The organism is Vibrio sp. S12_S33, from assembly GCF_963889785.1.
Lineage (GTDB): Bacteria > Pseudomonadota > Gammaproteobacteria > Enterobacterales > Vibrionaceae > Vibrio > Vibrio aestuarianus.
This window is the reverse complement of sequence record NZ_CAWPQZ010000055.1, coordinates 1-18,674: the sequence shown is the minus strand read 5'-3', so window position 1 is coordinate 18,674 and position 18,674 is coordinate 1. Positions and strand designations below refer to the sequence as shown.

Sequence of the window (18,674 nt, the reverse complement as noted above, 5' to 3'; positions counted from 1 at the left end):
TCAGTAGCGTAGGCGTGAATGAACAGGTTATAGCGAATTACGTTAGGCATCAGGGCGAAAAGGATTCTGGTCAACTCCGCATGGAGTTGTAACAGTAAGTACCCCGTGCATGCACGGGGGTATCTACATCTACAAGCCGCTATTGCCTGTTATTTGCGTTTTTCTAGATAACATATATCTGAAGGTGGATGTGGTGTGGAGGTTGAGAGCTGGCAGGAGTTCTGCCTACTAACATGTCTTTGACCAAAGTTGCTCGTTGGTCAACTAAAATTGGGCAATGGTTGTTCTCTCTTAGTCGAAATATTCGATTACAGAACTTGCTCTTAGTTCCCTTCTACTCTTATCCAGAGTTCAGGTTATTCAATTTTATCCGCAGAAACAATGTTATAGGATGTTGATGATTTAAATACACGAACTTTAAATCCTATCTCCTTTAGAAAATCGTAGTTATGCCCTGCAACGGCTGGCCAGACGGCGAACACAGACAATCGAGTATTACCCGTATTAATCAATCGGTGAGCGACAAAGCCTGGAATATGATGCACGCTGCCCGGGAAGACTTTTTCAATGGACACTTCTCCTTGTTCTGTTTGCATAAGTAACAAACCCTCACCTTGCGAGCCAAAATAGAATTCTGCTTGCTCTTTACGTTTGTGAATGTGGCCTCTGGTCATGTGGAATTCATCGCCTATGGAGCCCGGTTCGATATGCGAAACACCAAAGTTTAACTCTCCTTCCTTTTGCTGAGTAGGCAGCATCTCTACTTGGTAAATGACTTGATCCTGAGCACCTATAGCGCGCTGGTTTTCGTCAGCAAACACACCTTCAAGTGCGCTAAGTGTGGTTTCTTTGCAGACTAAGTTTTCTGCATCAATATGACCAGTTAAGTAATTGATGCTAGTAGGAATAGATAAATGCATGTTAATCCTTATCGGCTATTCTTAGTAGTTCCGAAAATGCTAGAAATAAGTGATAGAAACTGCTCGCTGGAGAGTGTTCATTTAACGGCTCACCCTTGCTATCTACTTGGTCGATCCACAACCCCGGTAACGCTGGATTTAAGTAGTGAACAAAGATGTGTTCCACCGCTTGACTGATTGCGGCTCGGCGGGTATCGCTAGGATTACTTTCCCAAAGTGCAATACAGGCTTTTAGGTATTCGGTTTGACACCAAAGGCGCGACGTTGAACGTAGAGGTTTTCCGTTGGCGTATATCTCATCCCTAACAAGACCGTTGTCGTTATGTCCATATTGTTGTGCAAAGCGGTATAAAGCGTCGTTCGCCTTGTCTATCTTGACGTCTGTGAGTTTTTGGTAATGGCTGAGTAACCAGATCCACTCGTAATGATGACCAGGATCGATGTGAGTGCCTATTTCCGAATCAAGTGAGAAATCGGCCTGAAAGAACTCAGCTAAATGATCACTTTGCATGAAATAAGTTTGGAACAACTGATAGATTTGCGTTGCTCGTTCTAGCCAAATGGGATTGTCGGTATGTTCGTAGCTGACCATTAATGCTTCGAACAAATGCATGTGAGGGTTTTGCCCTTTATTGACTGCATTGCCTTCTGTCAGGAAAAAACCACCTTGTTCTGTATCCCCAAGGTGTGTTGATATGTGTTGGTAAATGGCTTCCATTGAGGCCAGAGCATTTTCATCAGCCGCTAGTTTGTAATGCCAAGCAAACCCAAGAAGTGCGAAAGCTTGTTCGTATAGGTTAGTCGCATCACTCTTGTTGTCGCTGCTTTTGCACAGCGCGAAACGATAACCGGATGTTGGTGAGCCAAAGTGTGCAAATCCTTGTTCAATGGCAGCCAAAACTTGATTGCGACCGTCGATTAGGCCTAGCTCAGTTGCATGAGCGAAGACGTAAACTTGTCGTGGCTGCACACGAAATCTAAGTAAATCATCACTAAACTCTTGTCCATTGGAAAATAAGCCTTCGGCGAAAATACCATTTTGATTGGATTGTGTTCTTTGCCATCGAGGTAGGGCATATTGAGTGAGCCAATGTTGGCAGCGAGTAATTTGAAAGGTTAGAGAGTCCATGGTTTGCTCCAAAGAATAGGGCACTTAATGAGTGCCCTAGACATTGAAAAGTTAGAAGAGACCGATAGCGACACCGATGAAAGAGATAACCACAAGAGAAAGCATTGCTTTTACTGGGCTAAGACCTTTTTTCGCCATCGCATACCAAGTACCCAGCACCACAACCAATGGCAGTAGTTTAGGAAAAATTCCATCTAACATCATTTGTACGTTGATGTCGACACCATCTTTGGTTACAAACTCAAGCCCTGTACCTAAATTGACGTAACTGGCGGCAACACCACCCATCACAAACACACCTAATAAAGATAATGCTTCACGAATTTTGGTTGAACGGTGGCTAACGAGCATTTCGACTGAGCTTGCCCCCATCTTGTAGCCTTTCATAAATAATTGGTAAGAGCCAATGATAGCGATAGCGTTAAAAGCGACAATGTAGAAAATGGGACCTAACATGCTACCGCCAGCGGCAAGTGCCATACCAATACTGAGTAAAATGGGTACCAACATACCCGGAATCATTGAATCCCCGATGCCAGCGACTGGCCCCATCAAGCCCACTTTGAGCGTGTTGATGGTCTCACCATCAATTGGTTCACCGTTGGCTTTCTTCTCTTCCATACCCACAGCCATACCATTGATGATAGCGCCCAACTGTGGCTCAGTATTGTAGAATGACGCATGACGCTTCATCGCTTCTTTACGGTCTTCTTGGTTAGGGTAGAGCTTTTTCAAAGCAGGCATCATGCCTAGACAAAAGCCAAACGACTCCAAGCGTTCAAAACTCATCGATGATAAGTTGTACATCATCCATGTCCGCCAGCACTTCGTCAGATCTTTTTTATCGAGAGTGACTTTTTGTTTGTTCTTAGTACCCATTTTGTTGTCTTGTTCAGTCATTAGAATTCATCCTCGTCATCAGCAGCTTGTTGAACGGGTGCTGCGTTAGCCGTTTGTGGTTCTGGTTTATAGTTGTAATGAAGTAGAGCGAACAACGCACCAATCATTACTAAACCCACCATGTTGAGGTTTAGAAATACGATGCCAACGAAACCGACTAGGAAATAAATCAGCATTGTGGATTCTTTGATGATCTGCTTTAACAGAATAGCGATACCAACAGCAGGTAAGATGCCACCTAGAACCGTCATGGTGTCAATCACCATAGTAGGAAGGCTTGCCATAAACCCTTCGATGTATTGGTTTCCGAAGTAAACCGCAATAAAGGTCGGAATAAAGCGCATCAAGAAGTTGGTGATCTGAGGATTGATGGCGGAGTTCATGTATACGCCTTTCTCGTCACCAGCTTCAATGGCCAAGTCTGCTTTATGGTTCCAGTAGGAGTTAATGACCATCATAAAGTTGAAGATGATGGTGCCTGCGATACCGATAGTTGCGGCGATAGCAACAGCGACTTCCACGCCCTGTCCTGACATGACGCCCAGCGCAACTGCAGGATAGGCGACGAAGTTAAGGTCAGCTGGCATAGAACCACCAGGTGTTACCATTGCGATGTAAACGGCTTGTACGGCCACACCTACCATGATGCCAGTTTGGATATCACCTAAAATGATACCGACTAACATACCGGATACGAGTGGTCGAGTTATGGTGTACCAACCACCAGTTAATCCAAGTAACCAGGGGGTGGAAAGGGCACCGAGATAGCAAAGTATCCCGATAAATACTGCTTCTATAAACATAATGTCATCCTTTAGCTCACGTATTATTTACCCCACTTTTGACCTTTAAAATCGTGTCAAAAGTGGAGGTTGTTTTGTTGTTATTTCAGTTTTTTCAGTGCATCTTGCCAGGTGTAGGAACTGGCATCAGGTACCAATCTGAAGTCAATGTGGTGACCGTCATCAGAGAGGTAATTAAATGCGGAAATTTCTTCTTGGTTGACGCATTGGTTGCTGCCAATGGTAGTTGTGCCTTCTCTAGCGCTCATTGGGCCAACGTTAATTTTGTTATTGAGGTTTTCAAGGCTAATACCCGCTTCACGAATTCGGCGCAGCGTGACCGGGGATTTTGCTATGACAAAGTACTTTTTATCGCTGGCAATCACCTTGGGTAGTTTGCTTATGGCTGTCGCGGTATCAAACAGCCAAACCTTAACGTCGGTAACGGCGCCTTTCATGACTTGCGATAGTAATGGGTCAGATGCTACCGCGTCGTCAATGGCAACGATACCATCACAAGGTAGCTCTTTAGCCCAACGAGTCATTAACTGTCCATGTATAACGCGGTCGTCGATACGCACAAATGAAATAGCCATAGTGTTTCTCCTTAAAAGTCTTCTTCTTGTGTCAGCTCTACTGGCTTGGCAACGACAACCGTTTTTAGCGCTTCTTGTTGCAAGGTAGTTGCAACGGACGAAGCGTCGAGCTCTTCAACAAAGTCTGCCGTCATTAAAAGTGTTGGGAAATTCACCCCTGTTACGACTTCAACCTTCGGATTGAAATCTGGGTTGAATGCGTAAGTGCAGGCAATGTTGTAGGGTGTGCCGCATTCCAAATCGCACAACACAACAATGCCATCGACATTCGGTGCTATTGCGGTGATTTCATGGTGGAAATTTTGTTTAAATTGCTCGATGCCTCCCTCTTCAGTGAGACAGATCGCAGTCGTATTACTCAGTTCGCCAAATACCATGTTGGCACTGCTGATAAGTGCAGTGGCTAATGGACCGTGACTGGCTACGATAAAATGGATCATGTTTAACCTCTTACGAATGCTTTAATGGTGGCAATTTCTTTACCTTCACTTTCACCGTATGGTTGGATGACATAGGCGCCTACGTGAGCTGGGATGACGAAGGTTTCAGCATAATGAACAACAAATGGTTCAAATTTATTGTCTGGACTCAAGATAATTGCCTCTTTGCCTTCGACTAAGTTCAGAACATTAACCGTTCCCTCTGTTTTATGAAGCACAGGTTTGCTGAACCAGTGGCGTCGTGTTTCAATAAACTCGCGTTCGTGTAGTCCAGTTTTCTCTTCTCTCCAGCCATCGCCTTCTGTGACTGGTGTGACGGCGTTTACCAAATGCTCCTGACACCATTCTGTGTCGCGTTCCCACTGTATGACTTCTTTACCGTGGTCTAAATGGACGGGCCTTGGTAGACCATCAAGTCCCAGACGATCCCAATCCCACAATTTGAAAGTGAAAATGTAAGGAGTTGCACTGATTTCAAGCACCATAGAATCGGAGCCTGAGCAGTGAATTGTGCCAGCGGGGATTAAAAAATGGTCATGCTTTTTCGCTGGGAATTGATTGATAAAGCGTTCATCATCGAACGACTTCTCTCCGCGTTGCGCCGCATATAAATCATCTATCATTTCATCTGGGTTGATGCCAGACTTAGTACCAAGATACACACTGGCTTTTTCACCAGCATCTAACATGTAGTAGCTTTCGTCTTGGGTATAGTGCATACCAAATTCATTCTGAATGTATTCCGTTAACGGGTGCACTTGTAGACTCAGATGTTGACCTTGCATGGTATCTAGGAAGTCGAATCGAATCGGGAACTCTGCTCCAAATCGTGCATGGACGTTATCACCTAATAAAGCGCGTGGTTGTGTTAATACCAAATCTTGAGATGGGATTTCTACAACAATGTCACCGTACTTAAACCGTAAGCTGTTCTCTTCGGGAACGCAGTCAAAACACCACGCGTAATTTGACTTATCTCGATCGAGGTCACAGACTTCTTTCATCCATTGACCACCCCAAACACCCGGGTCAAAGAATGGAACAAGTCTAAATGGTTGAGTAGTAGCTTGTTTCAAGCCAGCAGTAAATGCTTTGCCAGAGACCATCTTAGGGTCAAAGGCAGTATTGGTGTCTAACAAAAAGTCGATTTCAGCCAGCAGCTTGGTCTTATAGCGGTCGAAGACACGCCATTCAATAAAGAACGAGCGCTTGTATTTACGCAGTACGTCTTCGTTATAGTTTTCCGCCCCCCAATTACCAAGTTCACCGCGACGGAAGCGTTGTTGAATTTCCCAACGAGTTAAGTCAGCGTAAATGAAGGTATCGCCGTCAGCGATCAATCTAGCTCCATGACCAATAACAACGATCAAACCAGAATCAGCATCGCGAACGGTTTGTCTCAGAGCTTGTAGCTTCTCGCTATTAAAGAACTCGTCCAACTTGTGTGGTGCAATGACGCCAAATACTCGATCGTCGGTAATGTTGCGCTCTAACATGGCAAAGATATATTCTTCGGAGTATTTCGCATCATCCATTGACACAACTAAAGCGGGGGAGAGCGGTGCAACAAGCTGGTCGAGGAGTTCGTTGTGATTGACGCCATGATAGGTGTCGATCACTAAAATATGTTTATCTTGGCCTTTAATTCGTCGTTCAATTGTGTCAATGATATTGTCCCAACCGCGAACGGCATCTTGCTCAAAACCCTTCATTTCTACATTTGGAAACTTGTCATAATTGGATTGACCAGATAGGTACTTCATATATCACCTTGAGTTAATCATTTGACTATAGTCTAATTACTCAGTTAACCAATTTACAAATGGGTTAACGTGGTTAACCGCTCATTTGGCATTTGTTAACCACTAACATCAATGGTGGTTTTGTAGTTAATCACATAATCACAGCGATAAATGTCAGTTAAATGGGTTAATCGATTAACCTTGTTTTAATCAGATGCGAAAGTCGTTATAACTGGTGTTAATTTCATTTACTGGAGCTCAACATGGTGAAAGCAACTATTGCGGATGTGGCGAAGTATTGCGGCGTTTCCACCGCTACTATATCCATGGTATTGACGAATAAAGGGCGAATATCGGCAACCACGCGTGAGCGGGTATTAGAGGCGGTTAAAGAGCTTGGTTATGTTTACAATCAAGCAGCAGCTAACTTACGTCATAAGCGCAGCAATTTGGTCGGACTCGTGATACCTGACATCACCAATCCATTCTTTTCTGAAATGATCGCAGGGCTGAGTCACTACCTAGAAGAGCAAGATTCGTTACTTTTTCTCGCTAATGCTGAAGAGAGCGTTGAGCGACAAAGCAAGTTCATCGATTCGTTGTTGAGCCAAAATGCTGGTGGAGTAGTCATGTGCCCAGCGATGGAAACCAATCTGGACTTTTTAGAAACAGTGCAAAGCCGAGGGTTTCCGATAGTGTTGGCTATTCGGCCTATTGGTGAAGATCAATTTGATTTCGTCGGTACCAATAACTTTATGGGTTTACAATTGGCGACGGAACACCTTATTAAAAAAGGTCATAAACATATTGCTTTCGTGGGGGGGATGGAGATCTCGAAAACGCGTTCCCATCGTCTTGGTGGTTATATGTCAAAGCTGATGGAACATGGAATTCTATTAAATGAACGATATATTCGAAGCTGTTCAGCAAGCCGCTCTGAGGGAGCTAAGGTGACAAGAGAGTTATTGGATCAGCACCCTGAAATTACCGCAATTATTGGCTACCAAGATATCGTTGCTTTTGGTGTGATGCGAGCGATTAAAGATCTTGGGAAAACCGTGGGTCAAGATATCGCGGTTGTCGGCTTTGATGATGTAGCGGAATCTGCGGATACTAACCCAGCACTGACTTCTATTTCTGTTTCCGCGAGAGAAATAGGCCGAGCCGCAGGAGAGATCATTCTTTCTCGAATGGAGGGTAATAAGCAGCCATATAAAAGCGTAGTGTTCCCACCAAAACTGGTGGTTAGAAGCTCATGCGGTGGAGTTGAAACTTGTGATAAAGTCAGGTCTTCGAACTAGCGTAGGTTTACTGCTTGCGCTATTCCTTCAAACTCACTTTTCAATACCTACAGTTATCTATCAACGATCAACCTAGTAAATGCTATAACTCGTTTATGAAACCTTGCTACGATGATGTTAGTAGTTGTCTATACTGACGCAAATCGTACAGGTGGTCTCTTCAATCATACCCAAATGCTCTTGGTCTGTAGACAAAAGTCAATTACCTACTGGTGAACGGTTACTGAAAACGAGCTCGTGGTTTACGTTAGCTGAAATACACATTAAGCAGAGTCCCTAGTAATCAATTTAGGGCTTAAGATTACGCTTTGTGGACTACAACTCTCGCCACCAATCTGACTAATTAATCTAAGGCCAGCTTGACGACCTATTTCACGTACTGGAGTTGAAACAAAAGTTAGGGAAGGTTGGATCAATTCTGCTTCTGGTACATCATCAAAACCAATTACAGCAATCTGTTGACCAATGTAGTTATCTTTACCGACGCTACGATTAGCTATATTTATGCCATAGACTGCTCCAAAAGCAGTTGATGAATAATGGCATAGTATTGCGGTGATCTTTGGATTTTTACTGATGAGTTGACTAACGGCTTCGGCAGCGACAGTTTGACTCTTGTCGCACTCAATTACCCATTCGGGTTTAAAAGGTAAGCCAAATTGCATGAGAGTACTGCAATATCCACCAAGCCGCTCAGCTCGGCTTAAAGAATCACTATTTCCACCCACATAGGCGATCTGACGGTGCCCTTGCTTAATTAAGTACTCTGTTGCTATCTTGGCCGACAACATATTATCTGGCCCTACGAAGTCAACTTGTTGGCCAATTTTTGCTCTTGCTACACAAACTAATGGTGTACCCAAATCAGTCAGTTTATCAATGTTTGGGACACCAATATCTCTAATTGGGCAGAATACGATTCCGCCGACACCTTGCGCTTTCAGGGTTGAAATACACTGGTCAAATTTTTCTTGGTTTGATCCTGATTGAGCGAGAAACAGCATATAACCTTTCTCTTCCAGTACTTCACTTAGTCCTGCAGCAACTTCTGCATAGTAGGGATCACTGATATCTCGTAGTACCAGTCCGATCAGGGTTGATTTTTGAGCTCTTAAGTTAGATGCGTTTTGATTTTTAATGTATCCCAGCAGTTGCACAGCTTGATTGACCTTCTCTGCAGTTTCAACAGAGATGCGTCCCTTGTCACTTAAAACCATAGAAACGGTAGTAACAGAGACACCTGCCTTCTTAGCTACATCTTTTATGTTTGCTTTTTTATTAATCATTGCTCACAAATATTGAATGTTGATAAAACGTTAAATCACATAACTTCACATTTGACATCCTATATCTTATAGACTTTTAGGTGAGATGCAAAAATAAAAAAGATCATGATCACAATAAAAGTGGTAAAACGTTTTATCAGTAATTTATCAGGTGTATTGTTCCCTCAATTACAGAAATGCAGTGAATAAAATTCGCTCTATAGTCAATTTGAATCCTAATGGAGAGATCCAATGAAACAAGAGAACAAGAAAACCACTTTATGGGAATTCTTCCAAAGCTTAGGGAAGACTTTTATGGTCCCTGTAGCTCTGCTCGCTTTTTCCGGTATTTTACTGGGTGTAGGTAGCTCTTTCTCAAGTGCTGCTTTTAAAGAAGCAATGCCACTTTTTGATAATATCGTTCTTCAATATATCTTTATTTGGATGACAAAAATTGGCTTAGTCGCATTTATTTATCTTCCGGTAATGTTTGCTATTGCTATTCCTATGGGGTTAGTACGTGAAGAAAAAGGTGTGGCTGCATTTTCTGGTTTAGTCGGTTATGCAGCATTAAACTTAGCAATTAACTTCTATCTAACTGTGAATGGAGTGCTTGATAGCGACACTCTACGACAGGCATATGGTGTGAAGTCAATTCTAGGTACAAATTCGATTGATACTGGTATTTTGGGAGCTGTAATTGTCGGTATTATCGTTGCCAAGTTACACACTCGTTTCTATACATTCAAAATGCCAGATGCATTAGCATTCTTTGGTGGAGCGCGCTTTGTTCCAATTATTTCAAGTGTTGTATTAGGGCTAGTTGGCTTACTTGTACCATTTGTTTGGCCTTACTTTGCTGCTGGCATCAATGGTATTGGGTATGCCATTGCAGGTGCTGGTGACTTTGGACCATTCTTATTTGGTGCAGGTGAACGTTTACTTCTTCCTATTGGCCTTCATCATATTCTCGTCGCTCTTATTCGATTTACTGAAGCGGGGGGCACATTAGAAGTATGTGGTGAGACTGTATCAGGCGCACTAAACATCTTTTACTCAGAGTTAGCATGTCCTGAAACTCAAGGATTTACACCTTCAGTAACTGCTTTCTTATCACAAGGTAAAATGCCAGCATTCTTAGGTGGACTTCCTGGTGCAGCGCTAGCAATGTACCACTGTGCAAAGGTTGAAAACCGTAGCAAGATTAAAGCGCTATTATTATCTGGTGTTGTCGCTTGTGTTGTTGGTGGTATTACCGAGCCTTTAGAGTTCTTATTCCTATTTGTTGCTCCTGCTCTGTACTTTATTCATGCAATGTTAACTGGTTTTGGTTTCATGGTTATGGGGATGCTTGATGTTACCATTGGTAATACTGATGGCAATATTATTGACTTATTAGTATTCGGTATTCTTCAAGGCACAGCGACCAAATGGTACCTAGTTCCTCTTGTTTCTGGTATTTGGTTCGCGGTGTACTACTTCGTATTTAAATTTGCAATCCTTAAGTTCAACCTTAAAACACCGGGTCGTGAAGTTGAGGAAGTACTACCGGAAGAAGCGGAAGCGATTCTTGCAACGGAAGGTGGCAAGGGAGGACTAATTCTTGCGGCTTTGGGCGGAGCTCAAAATATTACCTCACTTGATAACTGCATTACGCGTCTACGTTTAACTGTGGCCGACATGAGCTTAGTTGAAGATGCAAAACTAAAATCATACGGTGCACTTGGTGTTGTTAAACTTGATGAACATAGCTTACAAGTTGTAATCGGAACTCAGGTTCATTTGGTAAAAAATGAAATGCAATCACTTATGACTACTACAGCTTAAGTTTTAGATAAAAAGGTGGACGTTTCTTCCCACCTTTTTCTATTTATATTTCAGAATTCTTTGGAGTACCTATGTTCAATTTCTCTGAAAAAATCGATCGTACGAATAGCTATTGTACTCAATGGGATTACGTTGAAGATAGGTTTGGTGAGCCGAATCTATTACCATTTACTATTTCAGATATGGATTTTGCCGCTCCACGAGTCGTCATTGACGCGCTTCAATCGCGAATCGAACATCCTGTATTTGGCTATAGCCGTTGGAATCATGAAGATTTTAAAAATGCGATAACAAGCTGGTTTAAAACAAGGTTTGATGCGGTTCTTGATAGTGAGCATTTGGTTTATGGGCCATCAGTGATCTACATTATTTCTCAGCTTATTCGGCATTGGAGTAATACAGGCCAAGGGGTCATTATCCATACTCCGGCCTATGATGCTTTCGATAAAATGATTTTAGGTTTAGATCGAACGATTATCGCAAACCCATTACGATCTACTTCTCAAGGTTTTCAACTGGACTGGCATAAGTTTGAGAGTCATCTCGCTGATCCGAATAACAAAATACTTCTTCTTTGTAGCCCTCACAACCCAACGGGGAAGGTGTGGAATATAGAAGAATTGAATCGTATGGCTAAATTGTGTGAAAAATACAATGTGGCAGTTATTAGCGATGAAATACATATGGATGTTTGCTTTAAGCCCCATACGCCTTGGCAAGGTTTTGATATGGAACCTCGTTGGGCTTTAGTTAGTTCGGCTTCAAAGTCATTCAACATTCCGGCTTTAAATGGTGCCTATGCATTTATCGCGGAGGAATTTGCTCGTGAGCGGTACCTATTTAATCTCAAGCAAGTTGATGGACTTTCTTCACCATCAATCTTGGGTGTTATTGGCCTTATGGCGGCATATCAAAATGGGGCTCCTTGGTTAGATGCACTCAAAGAATATCTGTACGCCAACCATCTCTATGTACAACAAACACTATCAGAGCAACTCCCGTCGATTAAATATCAAGTTCCTGATGCGACTTATCTTGCTTGGGTAGACCTTTCGCCTTTATCTATGGATATGGAAGCACTTAATCAGTGCCTTATTAAAAAACACAAAGTTGCAATCATGCAAGGTAGTACTTATGGCGAAGCCGGGAAGAACTTTGTTCGCTTAAATTTAGGTTGTCCACGCTCAAAAGTAGAGCAAGGCCTAGCAGCACTCATTCTCGCAATCAAAGAGTTAGCATAATGAAAACGACATACACTTTGGAGAGAAGACAGCAGCACTATCAATGGGGATCTCATATACTTTATGGGTTGTTTGGACTTCCCCAAAAAGGAGATAGGCCTTTGGTTGAATTATGGCTAGGAGGACACCCATCATTGCCATCTAATATCCAAATTGATGATGAATCTTGGCAAGGGGGGGATCAGTTTTTTGAGAAAAAGCCACTTAACTTCCTGTTTAAAGTACTCAGTGCTTCTCAATCATTCTCGCTACAAGTTCACCCAATGAAAACCAAGCAGTTGATGGGTTTGAACGTGAAAATAAACTAAATGTTCCATTGGACGATCCACATCGGAATTATAAAGATACCTATGCAAAGCCTGAAATAGTAATGGCCTTATCTCCATTTAAAATTATGGTTGGTTTTCGAGCGCTAGAAGAGATAACGGTTAACTTAAATGCCATTGAGTCTGAGTCATTAAATATGATAATTAAAGGTGACTCTTTTGGGTATCATAACTTAACTTATCACTGCTAGAGCTACCAGAAAAAGACAAGCAGGGCATTATTGCTAAAGCACTGTCTATTGCTATCACACGTAATGTTCCAATGTAGCAACAGATGGTTGAACTGGCGCATCACTATTCAATAGATATAGGGGGGGCTTGTTCCTTTATATCTAAATTGCATGACTTTTGAACCTGGAGAGGCGATATATTTACCAGCGGGTACGATACATGCCTAAGCACAAGGCACTTGTGTCGAATTAATGGGTTGCTCAGACAACGTATTGAGAGCAGGGTTAACACCAAAACACATAGATACTGCGGAATTAATTAATTGTACTCAACTTGCTCCTTTTATCTCCCAAAAATTGACTGCGAACCTCATTAATAACGAGCGTGTATTACAACCACTAGAAACAAAGTTTGGCCTAGCATTATGCCAAGCCTTTGAATCTAAGCAGAGTATCAACGTGGCATCTCGCTATATTTTATTAGTAGCAAAAGGTAGCGTTCAAATTAATGATACTGTAATAAATGCATGTCAATTTCTGTTTATAGAACCTAGCATTTTTCAGGTGTCAGGAGATGGTTTGTTAGTTCGAGATTTTGAGTCTTAATAGAAAAATTAGAACATTAGATTTTTCATCCCAATCCATCTCTAATTAGCATTAAAGATGGATTCAAAATGATAGAAGATAAGCTAGTCGGCGAGATTTTGGGATTATTTAGGCTGCTTTAGTGGGGAGTGGTAGCCGCAATGCATTTACTTTTATTTGAGCGGTTGTCAATCCGATTAATACAAAAAAACCGCCAATTAAATGATATGTAGTAGGTGGGTTGCCAAGAAACACAAGGCTGATAAGTACAGTAAATATTGGAACCAAATTCATAAATAACGTGGCATTAGATGCGCCAATACGACGTACTCCTTGTAACCAAAACCAAGGTGCTAAGACAGAAGCAAATACAGCAGCAAATAGGACCATGGGGAATGCTTCACTTGTAATGACATAGGAGTCGCTAACGAGCAATAAAGGCAGTTGGAGAAGCGCTCCAATAGCAACTTGACAAAAAACAGAAGTCCATGGCTTAAGTGATAGTTTCCATTTATTAAGTAATACCGAATAGAGAGCATAAGCTAAGCTAGATATAAACATTAATGCATCTCCTTGCTTGATACCACTAGCCATTAAACTTGATGGGCTACCCTCACTTAGCATAAAAACTAAGCCAGAAAAAGAGATTATGGCACCGAATAAAGCCTGCTTTTTTAATTTATTACCTAGTAAAGGAACCGCTAAGAAAAGCCCAAATAAAGGCATTAGTGATAGAAATACAGCAATGTTAGTAGCACTTGTAGTATGAGCTGCATAATAAGCAAGGCATTGATTTAGTACCATCCCTAAAGAAGCTAGGACCGTCAGTTTACCTAAGTTTTTTAATACAGCAGTCCTTTGTTGTAATAATGGTTTTAAGCAAAAAGGTAACAGGACGATTAAGGCAAAAAACCAACGATAAAAAGCTATTGCTCCTGGTTCTATAGCGACAGTTGCTAGTTTACTTACTACTGCATTAGCAGCCCAAATAAATACGGCTGCAATCGGGAAAATAATGTTCATAAGAATCTCTGTTATGGAATAACTAACAGAATTGTCACACTGATGAGAGCGAGAGCTGTATGCCAACTAGGACACCCAATATAGCCAATAGGACAGCGAATAAATTTGAGCCTAAGTTAGATGATAAACTCCCAACAGATATCTTCTTTCACTACTTTTTTTTAGAAGCAAAAACAGAGACTCTGCCTCATTCACATATGTGGGGGCAATTGCATATAATTAAGCAAGGGGTACTCGAAATGGAGGTGGATCAGCAAATCATGGTCTGCCCTGCAAGTTATGCAATTTGGACTCCCGCTAACCAAATACATCGAGCCTTTAATCGTGGTGATATAGAGTACTGTGCGATAAATATAGCTTTGAACCTTAGCAAGAACTTACCTGGGCAAGCTTGCATGATTCCATTGACGCCACTTATTAGAGCACTAATAGATGATTTAGTTGAAAGGAAGACAACTGCTGTACTTTCTGAAGAAGATAAATGCATGGGGTATGTGCTGATGGAACGATTAGCGAAGGCAAATATTATCGACAACTATCTTCCTTCGACTTGCGATAAGTTACTTGCTCCTATCTTAGCGCAACTCCAAGAAAATCCAGCAGATGATTCAAGTTTAGCCACTTGGGCAAAACGAGTATTTAGTACGGAAAGGACGCTTACACGACGTTTTAAAAAAGAGCTAAATATGAGCTTTAATGATTGGCGACAAAGGGCAAAACTGGTCAAAGCTATAATATTATTAAAGGAGTCGATATCAATTAATGAGATAGCCTTTGAATTAGGGTATAGCCAAGGGTCTTCATTTATTAAAATGTTCCGAAAGCTTACGGGTGTCACACCTGATCAATTTAGGAAATTGAATTCGTAGGCGTATAGGCAGCCAGGGGGAGATCCCCACGAGAAGCTACCGTTACTAGAGCCACAACAAGTACCAGACCGTAGAATGGATTATCGGACAATAAACCACCTGTTACGCCGAAGCTTTGGAGGAACGAAGCACTATCATTGGTCATGGTGGTTGAGTAAACAAACAACCATATTACGATCATAATGAAGTAAAGCGATCCTATGAACGTCCCCCACTTCGTCCCCAAACATCCAGATATAACACCAGCGTAGTCCTGGCACTCTGTAGATTCAGATAAAGTATTGATGTGTAGTGGTACATTGAAAAGTTTCTGGAACAGACACATAGCAGGGTAGCCAATTACAGCTGAAGCTAGGAATACCTACAACCCTAGAACACCTACATTTACCGGTAAGAATACGATACCTGCACCGATTGCCATACCGATACTCATGATGATCCAACCTATATCTGTTGAATCGAATTTAATTGCCTCTTTCCATTGAGATATTGTCATCCCTGCTTTTTCATGGGCAGATTGCTTGCCTTTAGGTTGGCTTAGTGTCTCTATATTTTCACTCATTGTTCATTTCTCGTTCGTTGATTGCTTTTCTCAAATATATTTGAGATAAAATCAAAGCAACTCATCATTTAAAAATTCGTTTAAATTTGAAATATAAAGCATAAACTGGCCGTATTGGTGATCTGTGTCACTGAATGGATTGATTTTTCACTTAAAATATCAACAAAACTTGAATGAAAATAGTTCCATTGCGATAGTTTATTTGCTAGGAATACATTAAAACTAAAATTTATATGAGGATTTATGAAAAAAATAATAGATTCACCTAAAGCACCGGAAGCAATTGGCCCATACTCGCATGGTGTTACTCATGACAGCCTCATTTTTACATCTGGTCAATTGCCTGTTTGTAAAGAAAAAGGTGGTGTGGTTGACGGTGGAATTACAGCTCAAACCGTTCAGTCACTTGAGAATCTTAAGAGTGTTATTGAAGAGGGGGGCGGTTCAATCGACACTGTATTGAAGACCACTTGCTACCTCGCGAACATCGAAGACTTTTCGGATTTCAACGCAGTGTACGCAGATGTGTTCAACAAGGAGTGCCCTGCTCGTAGCTGTTTCGCAGTTAAAGATCTTCCTTTAGGTGTTCTAGTTGAAGTTGAAGCAATAGCTTACAAGTGCTAGTTAGGAATCAATATGATGAAAACAGAGTGGCAGCAGTACATCAAAATCATTAAGAAGGTTGTGAAACCAGCTCTAGGCTGTACAGAACCTATCTCAGCAGCGTTTGCATCAGCGGTAGCCGTGAGGGAACTAGGTGATACGCCAGATCTGATTGAAGTTTTTGTCTCGAGTAATCTTTACAAAAACTCGATGGGAGTCTTTGTTCCGGGAACGGGAAAAATAGGCTTGCCTATTGCGGCTGCCGCTGGAGCAATTGGTGGTAACCCCGATGCAGAACTGGAAGTTCTGGCAGGCATTTCCAAGGAAGACGTTGATAAGGCTCAAGAGCTTATCGATGCAGGAAAGGTAAAGGTTAGTAGGGTTAACACTAACGAATTTATTTACTGTTCTGTGATTGCCACTCTACATGGCGTTCAATCCATAGTAACAATTAGCGGTGGTCATACAAACATCGTTAAGAAGTCGCTAAATGGCGTAATAACGTTCGAAGCAAAACAGGATGAAATGGTCGCAACTGCTTCTATCTGTGAAGGTGTTGATATCAGCATTAAAAGTATTTATGAATTTGCTACTCAAGTTGAATTTGATGATATCGCCTTTATTCTGAGTGCTGCCAAGATAAACGGGACTCTTTCAGAAGAAGGAATGAATAAAGGGTATGGCCTTGAAATTGGTCGCACGATGAAGGCTAGTATTGAAAACGGCTTGATAGGTGAAGATCTAATGACCCGTGTTCAAATGTATACTTCAGCTGCTTCAGATGCTCGTATGGGTGGTGCCACCCTTCCGGCTATGAGTAACTTTGGTAGCGGAAACCAGGGGATTGCAGCAACAATCCCAGTAGTTGTCGCTGCAAAGCATTATGACGCTACAGAAGAAGATCTAGCTAGAGCACTGATTTTGAGTCATCTAGGTGCAATATACATTAAATCACATTATCCCCCGTTATCTGCATTCTGTGGTAACACTGTAACAAGTGCCGCTGCGGCAATGGCAATTGTATATTTGGCAGGTGGTTCTTTTGAGCAATCTTGTTTTGCAATACAGAACGTTATCAGCGATAGCTCTGGTATGATTTGTGATGGTGCTAAGTCATCTTGCGCAATGAAGGTCTGTACTTCATCTACCACAGCAGTTCGCTCTTTCATGATGGCCATGAGAAATCACACTGTATCTGGTCAGGGTATTGTTGCCAAAGAGGTAGAACAAACCATTAAAAATGTTGGCAGTATGGTTTCTATTGGTATGTGTGCCACTGACGCACAAATCATAGATATCATGTCTGCGTAAGGAATAAGGAAAAAGACATTGGAACTACGCAAGCTTACTAAAGGTGATTATGACATTCTTCATGCTATGGGAAACGTAGTAGATGGAATCGCACGAATGTATGGAGATCATACTGAGGTGGTGTTACACACCCTCGATATAAATTCACCTTCAATACTTAAGATAGCGAACGGTCATATCACTGGACGGCAAGCTGGCGCACCAATTACTAACCTTGCTCTACTGAAGCTTCAAGAAGGCAAAGATGTTTCTGACTCTTATATGACCAAGGCAGCTTGCGGTAAAGTGTTGCGTTCAATGACAACCATTGTTCGAAACCCTAAAAACAAAGCCATTGGCTTGCTTTGCATCAACATTGATATGGATGCCCCAATGCAATCGTTCTTAAGGAATATGTTCCCTTGTGAGTATCCCATTCATGAGATCTCAAGGTCGCCTGAGACTTTTGCGAAGAACATTGTTGAGACGATTAGTAGCACCATTGAGATTGTGCGAAGTGAAGTCCTAGACAACAGCTCTATATCTCCCTCTAAACGGAATAGAGAGGTTGTTACAAGACTAAATGAGTTAGGAATATTCAAGTACAAGGACAGTATTTTGATGGCCTCTCAAGCCTTAGATATTAGTCGAGATACGGTCTATCTATACTTAAGAGAAATTGACTCCAAATAATAAAAAACGGTCGTGACTCCAACATGGAGAACTTGTGTTAAAAAGGGTATCCGCCCCACGATCCCACGGGGCGTTTTAGTGTGAGAAGTTCCAAGGAAGAAGTGAGTTGATATCAGGCTCTGGCTTTGCCAGTTCCCTCATACATTTGACCATGTAATCGTAGAGTATCAGTCCGTTAGCTTTCGCCGTCTCGATGATGCTATACAGCAAAGCACTCGCATCAGCACCAAGCGGATTCGTCGAGAATAACCAATTTTTTCTGCCAATAACCAGCGATTTGATTGCGCGTTCCGCTCGGTTGTTGTCGATAGATAAATGCCCATCTTCAACATAGCGTATCAGCTTAGGCCACTGACCCAAGGTGTACTTGATGGCTTTACCAAGAGGACTCGATTCGATGACTTTCTGCG

At 41.9% G+C, this 18,674-nt stretch carries 18 protein-coding genes and 1 pseudogene; 8 read left to right on the top strand and 11 right to left on the bottom strand.

Annotated features, from left to right (window positions below):
• Positions 1–356 precede the first annotated feature (356 nt).
• From AACW06_RS17250 to AACW06_RS17220, 7 genes are all read right to left on the bottom strand, one after another.
• Positions 357–920: a glucose-6-phosphate isomerase family protein gene (locus AACW06_RS17250; RefSeq protein WP_192076025.1), complete on the bottom strand. Its 564-nt coding sequence runs from the start codon at positions 918–920 to the stop codon at positions 357–359.
• A 1-nt stretch (position 921) separates the two neighbouring features.
• A complete protein-coding gene (locus tag AACW06_RS17245) occupies positions 922–2,049 on the bottom strand; it encodes an AGE family epimerase/isomerase (protein ID WP_192076024.1) in 1,128 nt (375 codons plus the stop codon).
• A gap of 51 nt (positions 2,050–2,100) precedes the next feature.
• A complete protein-coding gene (locus AACW06_RS17240; protein ID WP_192076023.1) occupies positions 2,101–2,949 on the bottom strand; it encodes a PTS system mannose/fructose/sorbose family transporter subunit IID in 849 nt (282 codons plus the stop codon).
• Complete coding sequence (locus AACW06_RS17235) at positions 2,949–3,752, bottom strand: PTS mannose/fructose/sorbose/N-acetylgalactosamine transporter subunit IIC (RefSeq protein ID WP_192076022.1); 804 nt, start codon at positions 3,750–3,752, stop codon at positions 2,949–2,951. Before AACW06_RS17235 ends, AACW06_RS17240 begins: the two co-directional genes overlap by 1 nt.
• A gap of 80 nt (positions 3,753–3,832) precedes the next feature.
• Positions 3,833–4,327 (bottom strand): PTS system mannose/fructose/N-acetylgalactosamine-transporter subunit IIB, encoded by a 495-nt coding sequence (locus AACW06_RS17230; protein WP_192076021.1) that lies wholly within the window; start codon positions 4,325–4,327, stop codon positions 3,833–3,835.
• Between the two features lie 11 nt (positions 4,328–4,338).
• Entirely contained in the window at positions 4,339–4,767 is a 429-nt protein-coding gene (locus AACW06_RS17225) for a PTS sugar transporter subunit IIA (protein WP_192076020.1), read from the bottom strand.
• A 2-nt stretch (positions 4,768–4,769) separates the two neighbouring features.
• A complete protein-coding gene (locus tag AACW06_RS17220; RefSeq protein ID WP_192076019.1) occupies positions 4,770–6,530 on the bottom strand; it encodes a class I mannose-6-phosphate isomerase in 1,761 nt (586 codons plus the stop codon).
• A gap of 242 nt (positions 6,531–6,772) precedes the next feature.
• Between AACW06_RS17220 and AACW06_RS17215 the strand changes: the two genes are divergently transcribed.
• Positions 6,773–7,810 (top strand): LacI family DNA-binding transcriptional regulator, encoded by a 1,038-nt coding sequence (locus AACW06_RS17215; protein ID WP_192076018.1) that lies wholly within the window; start codon positions 6,773–6,775, stop codon positions 7,808–7,810.
• A gap of 263 nt (positions 7,811–8,073) precedes the next feature.
• Here the strand turns inward: AACW06_RS17215 and malI are convergent, their stop codons facing one another.
• Positions 8,074–9,096, bottom strand: a complete 1,023-nt coding sequence (gene malI, locus AACW06_RS17210) for a Mal regulon transcriptional regulator MalI (protein WP_192076017.1) — start codon at positions 9,094–9,096, stop codon at positions 8,074–8,076.
• 231 nt (positions 9,097–9,327) lie between these two features.
• Between malI and malX the strand changes: the two genes are divergently transcribed.
• The 3 genes from malX (at position 9,328) to AACW06_RS17195 (ending at position 12,451) form a co-directional block, all read left to right on the top strand.
• Positions 9,328–10,902 (top strand): maltose/glucose-specific PTS transporter subunit IIBC, encoded by a 1,575-nt coding sequence (malX, locus tag AACW06_RS17205; RefSeq protein ID WP_192076016.1) that lies wholly within the window; start codon positions 9,328–9,330, stop codon positions 10,900–10,902.
• 71 nt (positions 10,903–10,973) lie between these two features.
• Positions 10,974–12,143: a MalY/PatB family protein gene (locus AACW06_RS17200; protein WP_192076015.1), complete on the top strand. Its 1,170-nt coding sequence runs from the start codon at positions 10,974–10,976 to the stop codon at positions 12,141–12,143.
• On the top strand, positions 12,143–12,451 hold the full coding sequence (locus AACW06_RS17195; RefSeq protein WP_192076014.1) for a type I phosphomannose isomerase catalytic subunit: 309 nt from the start codon (positions 12,143–12,145) through the stop codon (positions 12,449–12,451). Before AACW06_RS17200 ends, AACW06_RS17195 begins: the two co-directional genes overlap by 1 nt.
• Before the next feature lie 902 nt (positions 12,452–13,353).
• Here the strand turns inward: AACW06_RS17195 and AACW06_RS17190 are convergent.
• Positions 13,354–14,247, bottom strand: a complete 894-nt coding sequence (locus AACW06_RS17190) for a DMT family transporter (RefSeq protein WP_192076011.1) — start codon at positions 14,245–14,247, stop codon at positions 13,354–13,356.
• 59 nt (positions 14,248–14,306) lie between these two features.
• On the opposite strand from AACW06_RS17190, the gene AACW06_RS17185 reads away from it, so the two are divergent.
• Positions 14,307–15,116, top strand: a complete 810-nt coding sequence (locus AACW06_RS17185) for an AraC family transcriptional regulator (protein WP_192076010.1) — start codon at positions 14,307–14,309, stop codon at positions 15,114–15,116.
• Positions 15,117–15,138: 22 nt separating this feature from the next.
• Here the strand turns inward: AACW06_RS17185 and AACW06_RS17180 are convergent.
• Positions 15,139–15,612 (bottom strand): annotated as a pseudogene (locus tag AACW06_RS17180) (hypothetical protein); the annotation flags it as partial.
• A 309-nt stretch (positions 15,613–15,921) separates the two neighbouring features.
• Here AACW06_RS17180 and AACW06_RS17175 point away from each other — a divergent pair.
• From AACW06_RS17175 to AACW06_RS17165, 3 genes are read left to right on the top strand one after another with little or no spacing between them, the layout of a single operon-like run.
• The gene (locus AACW06_RS17175) at positions 15,922–16,302 is read left to right on the top strand and encodes a Rid family detoxifying hydrolase (RefSeq protein ID WP_192076009.1); all 381 of its coding nucleotides are present in this window, start codon (positions 15,922–15,924) and stop codon (positions 16,300–16,302) included.
• Between the two features lie 15 nt (positions 16,303–16,317).
• Positions 16,318–17,592, top strand: a complete 1,275-nt coding sequence (locus AACW06_RS17170; protein ID WP_192076026.1) for an L-cysteine desulfidase family protein — start codon at positions 16,318–16,320, stop codon at positions 17,590–17,592.
• 18 nt (positions 17,593–17,610) lie between these two features.
• Positions 17,611–18,264: a helix-turn-helix transcriptional regulator gene (locus tag AACW06_RS17165; protein WP_192076008.1), complete on the top strand. Its 654-nt coding sequence runs from the start codon at positions 17,611–17,613 to the stop codon at positions 18,262–18,264.
• 75 nt (positions 18,265–18,339) lie between these two features.
• Here AACW06_RS17165 and AACW06_RS17160 read toward each other — a convergent pair.
• Positions 18,340–18,674, bottom strand: a 335-nt coding sequence (locus tag AACW06_RS17160) for an IS66 family transposase (protein ID WP_192076007.1), incomplete at its 5' end; no start/stop codon positions are given.

Coding starts and splice junctions, on each gene's coding strand:
- AACW06_RS17190 (WP_192076011.1), bottom strand. CDS start 14,247: ATGAACATTATTTTCCCGATTGCAGCCGTATTTATTTGGGCTGCTAAT.
- AACW06_RS17200 (WP_192076015.1), top strand. CDS start 10,974: ATGTTCAATTTCTCTGAAAAAATCGATCGTACGAATAGCTATTGTACT.
- malX (WP_192076016.1), top strand. CDS start 9,328: ATGAAACAAGAGAACAAGAAAACCACTTTATGGGAATTCTTCCAAAGC.
- malI (WP_192076017.1), bottom strand. CDS start 9,096: ATGATTAATAAAAAAGCAAACATAAAAGATGTAGCTAAGAAGGCAGGT.
- AACW06_RS17225 (WP_192076020.1), bottom strand. CDS start 4,767: ATGATCCATTTTATCGTAGCCAGTCACGGTCCATTAGCCACTGCACTT.
- AACW06_RS17220 (WP_192076019.1), bottom strand. CDS start 6,530: ATGAAGTACCTATCTGGTCAATCCAATTATGACAAGTTTCCAAATGTA.
- AACW06_RS17240 (WP_192076023.1), bottom strand. CDS start 2,949: ATGACTGAACAAGACAACAAAATGGGTACTAAGAACAAACAAAAAGTC.
- AACW06_RS17230 (WP_192076021.1), bottom strand. CDS start 4,327: ATGGCTATTTCATTTGTGCGTATCGACGACCGCGTTATACATGGACAG.
- AACW06_RS17250 (WP_192076025.1), bottom strand. CDS start 920: ATGCATTTATCTATTCCTACTAGCATCAATTACTTAACTGGTCATATT.
- AACW06_RS17185 (WP_192076010.1), top strand. CDS start 14,307: ATGCCAACTAGGACACCCAATATAGCCAATAGGACAGCGAATAAATTT.
- AACW06_RS17175 (WP_192076009.1), top strand. CDS start 15,922: ATGAAAAAAATAATAGATTCACCTAAAGCACCGGAAGCAATTGGCCCA.
- AACW06_RS17245 (WP_192076024.1), bottom strand. CDS start 2,049: ATGGACTCTCTAACCTTTCAAATTACTCGCTGCCAACATTGGCTCACT.
- AACW06_RS17215 (WP_192076018.1), top strand. CDS start 6,773: ATGGTGAAAGCAACTATTGCGGATGTGGCGAAGTATTGCGGCGTTTCC.
- AACW06_RS17235 (WP_192076022.1), bottom strand. CDS start 3,752: ATGTTTATAGAAGCAGTATTTATCGGGATACTTTGCTATCTCGGTGCC.
- AACW06_RS17195 (WP_192076014.1), top strand. CDS start 12,143: ATGAAAACGACATACACTTTGGAGAGAAGACAGCAGCACTATCAATGG.
- AACW06_RS17170 (WP_192076026.1), top strand. CDS start 16,318: ATGAAAACAGAGTGGCAGCAGTACATCAAAATCATTAAGAAGGTTGTG.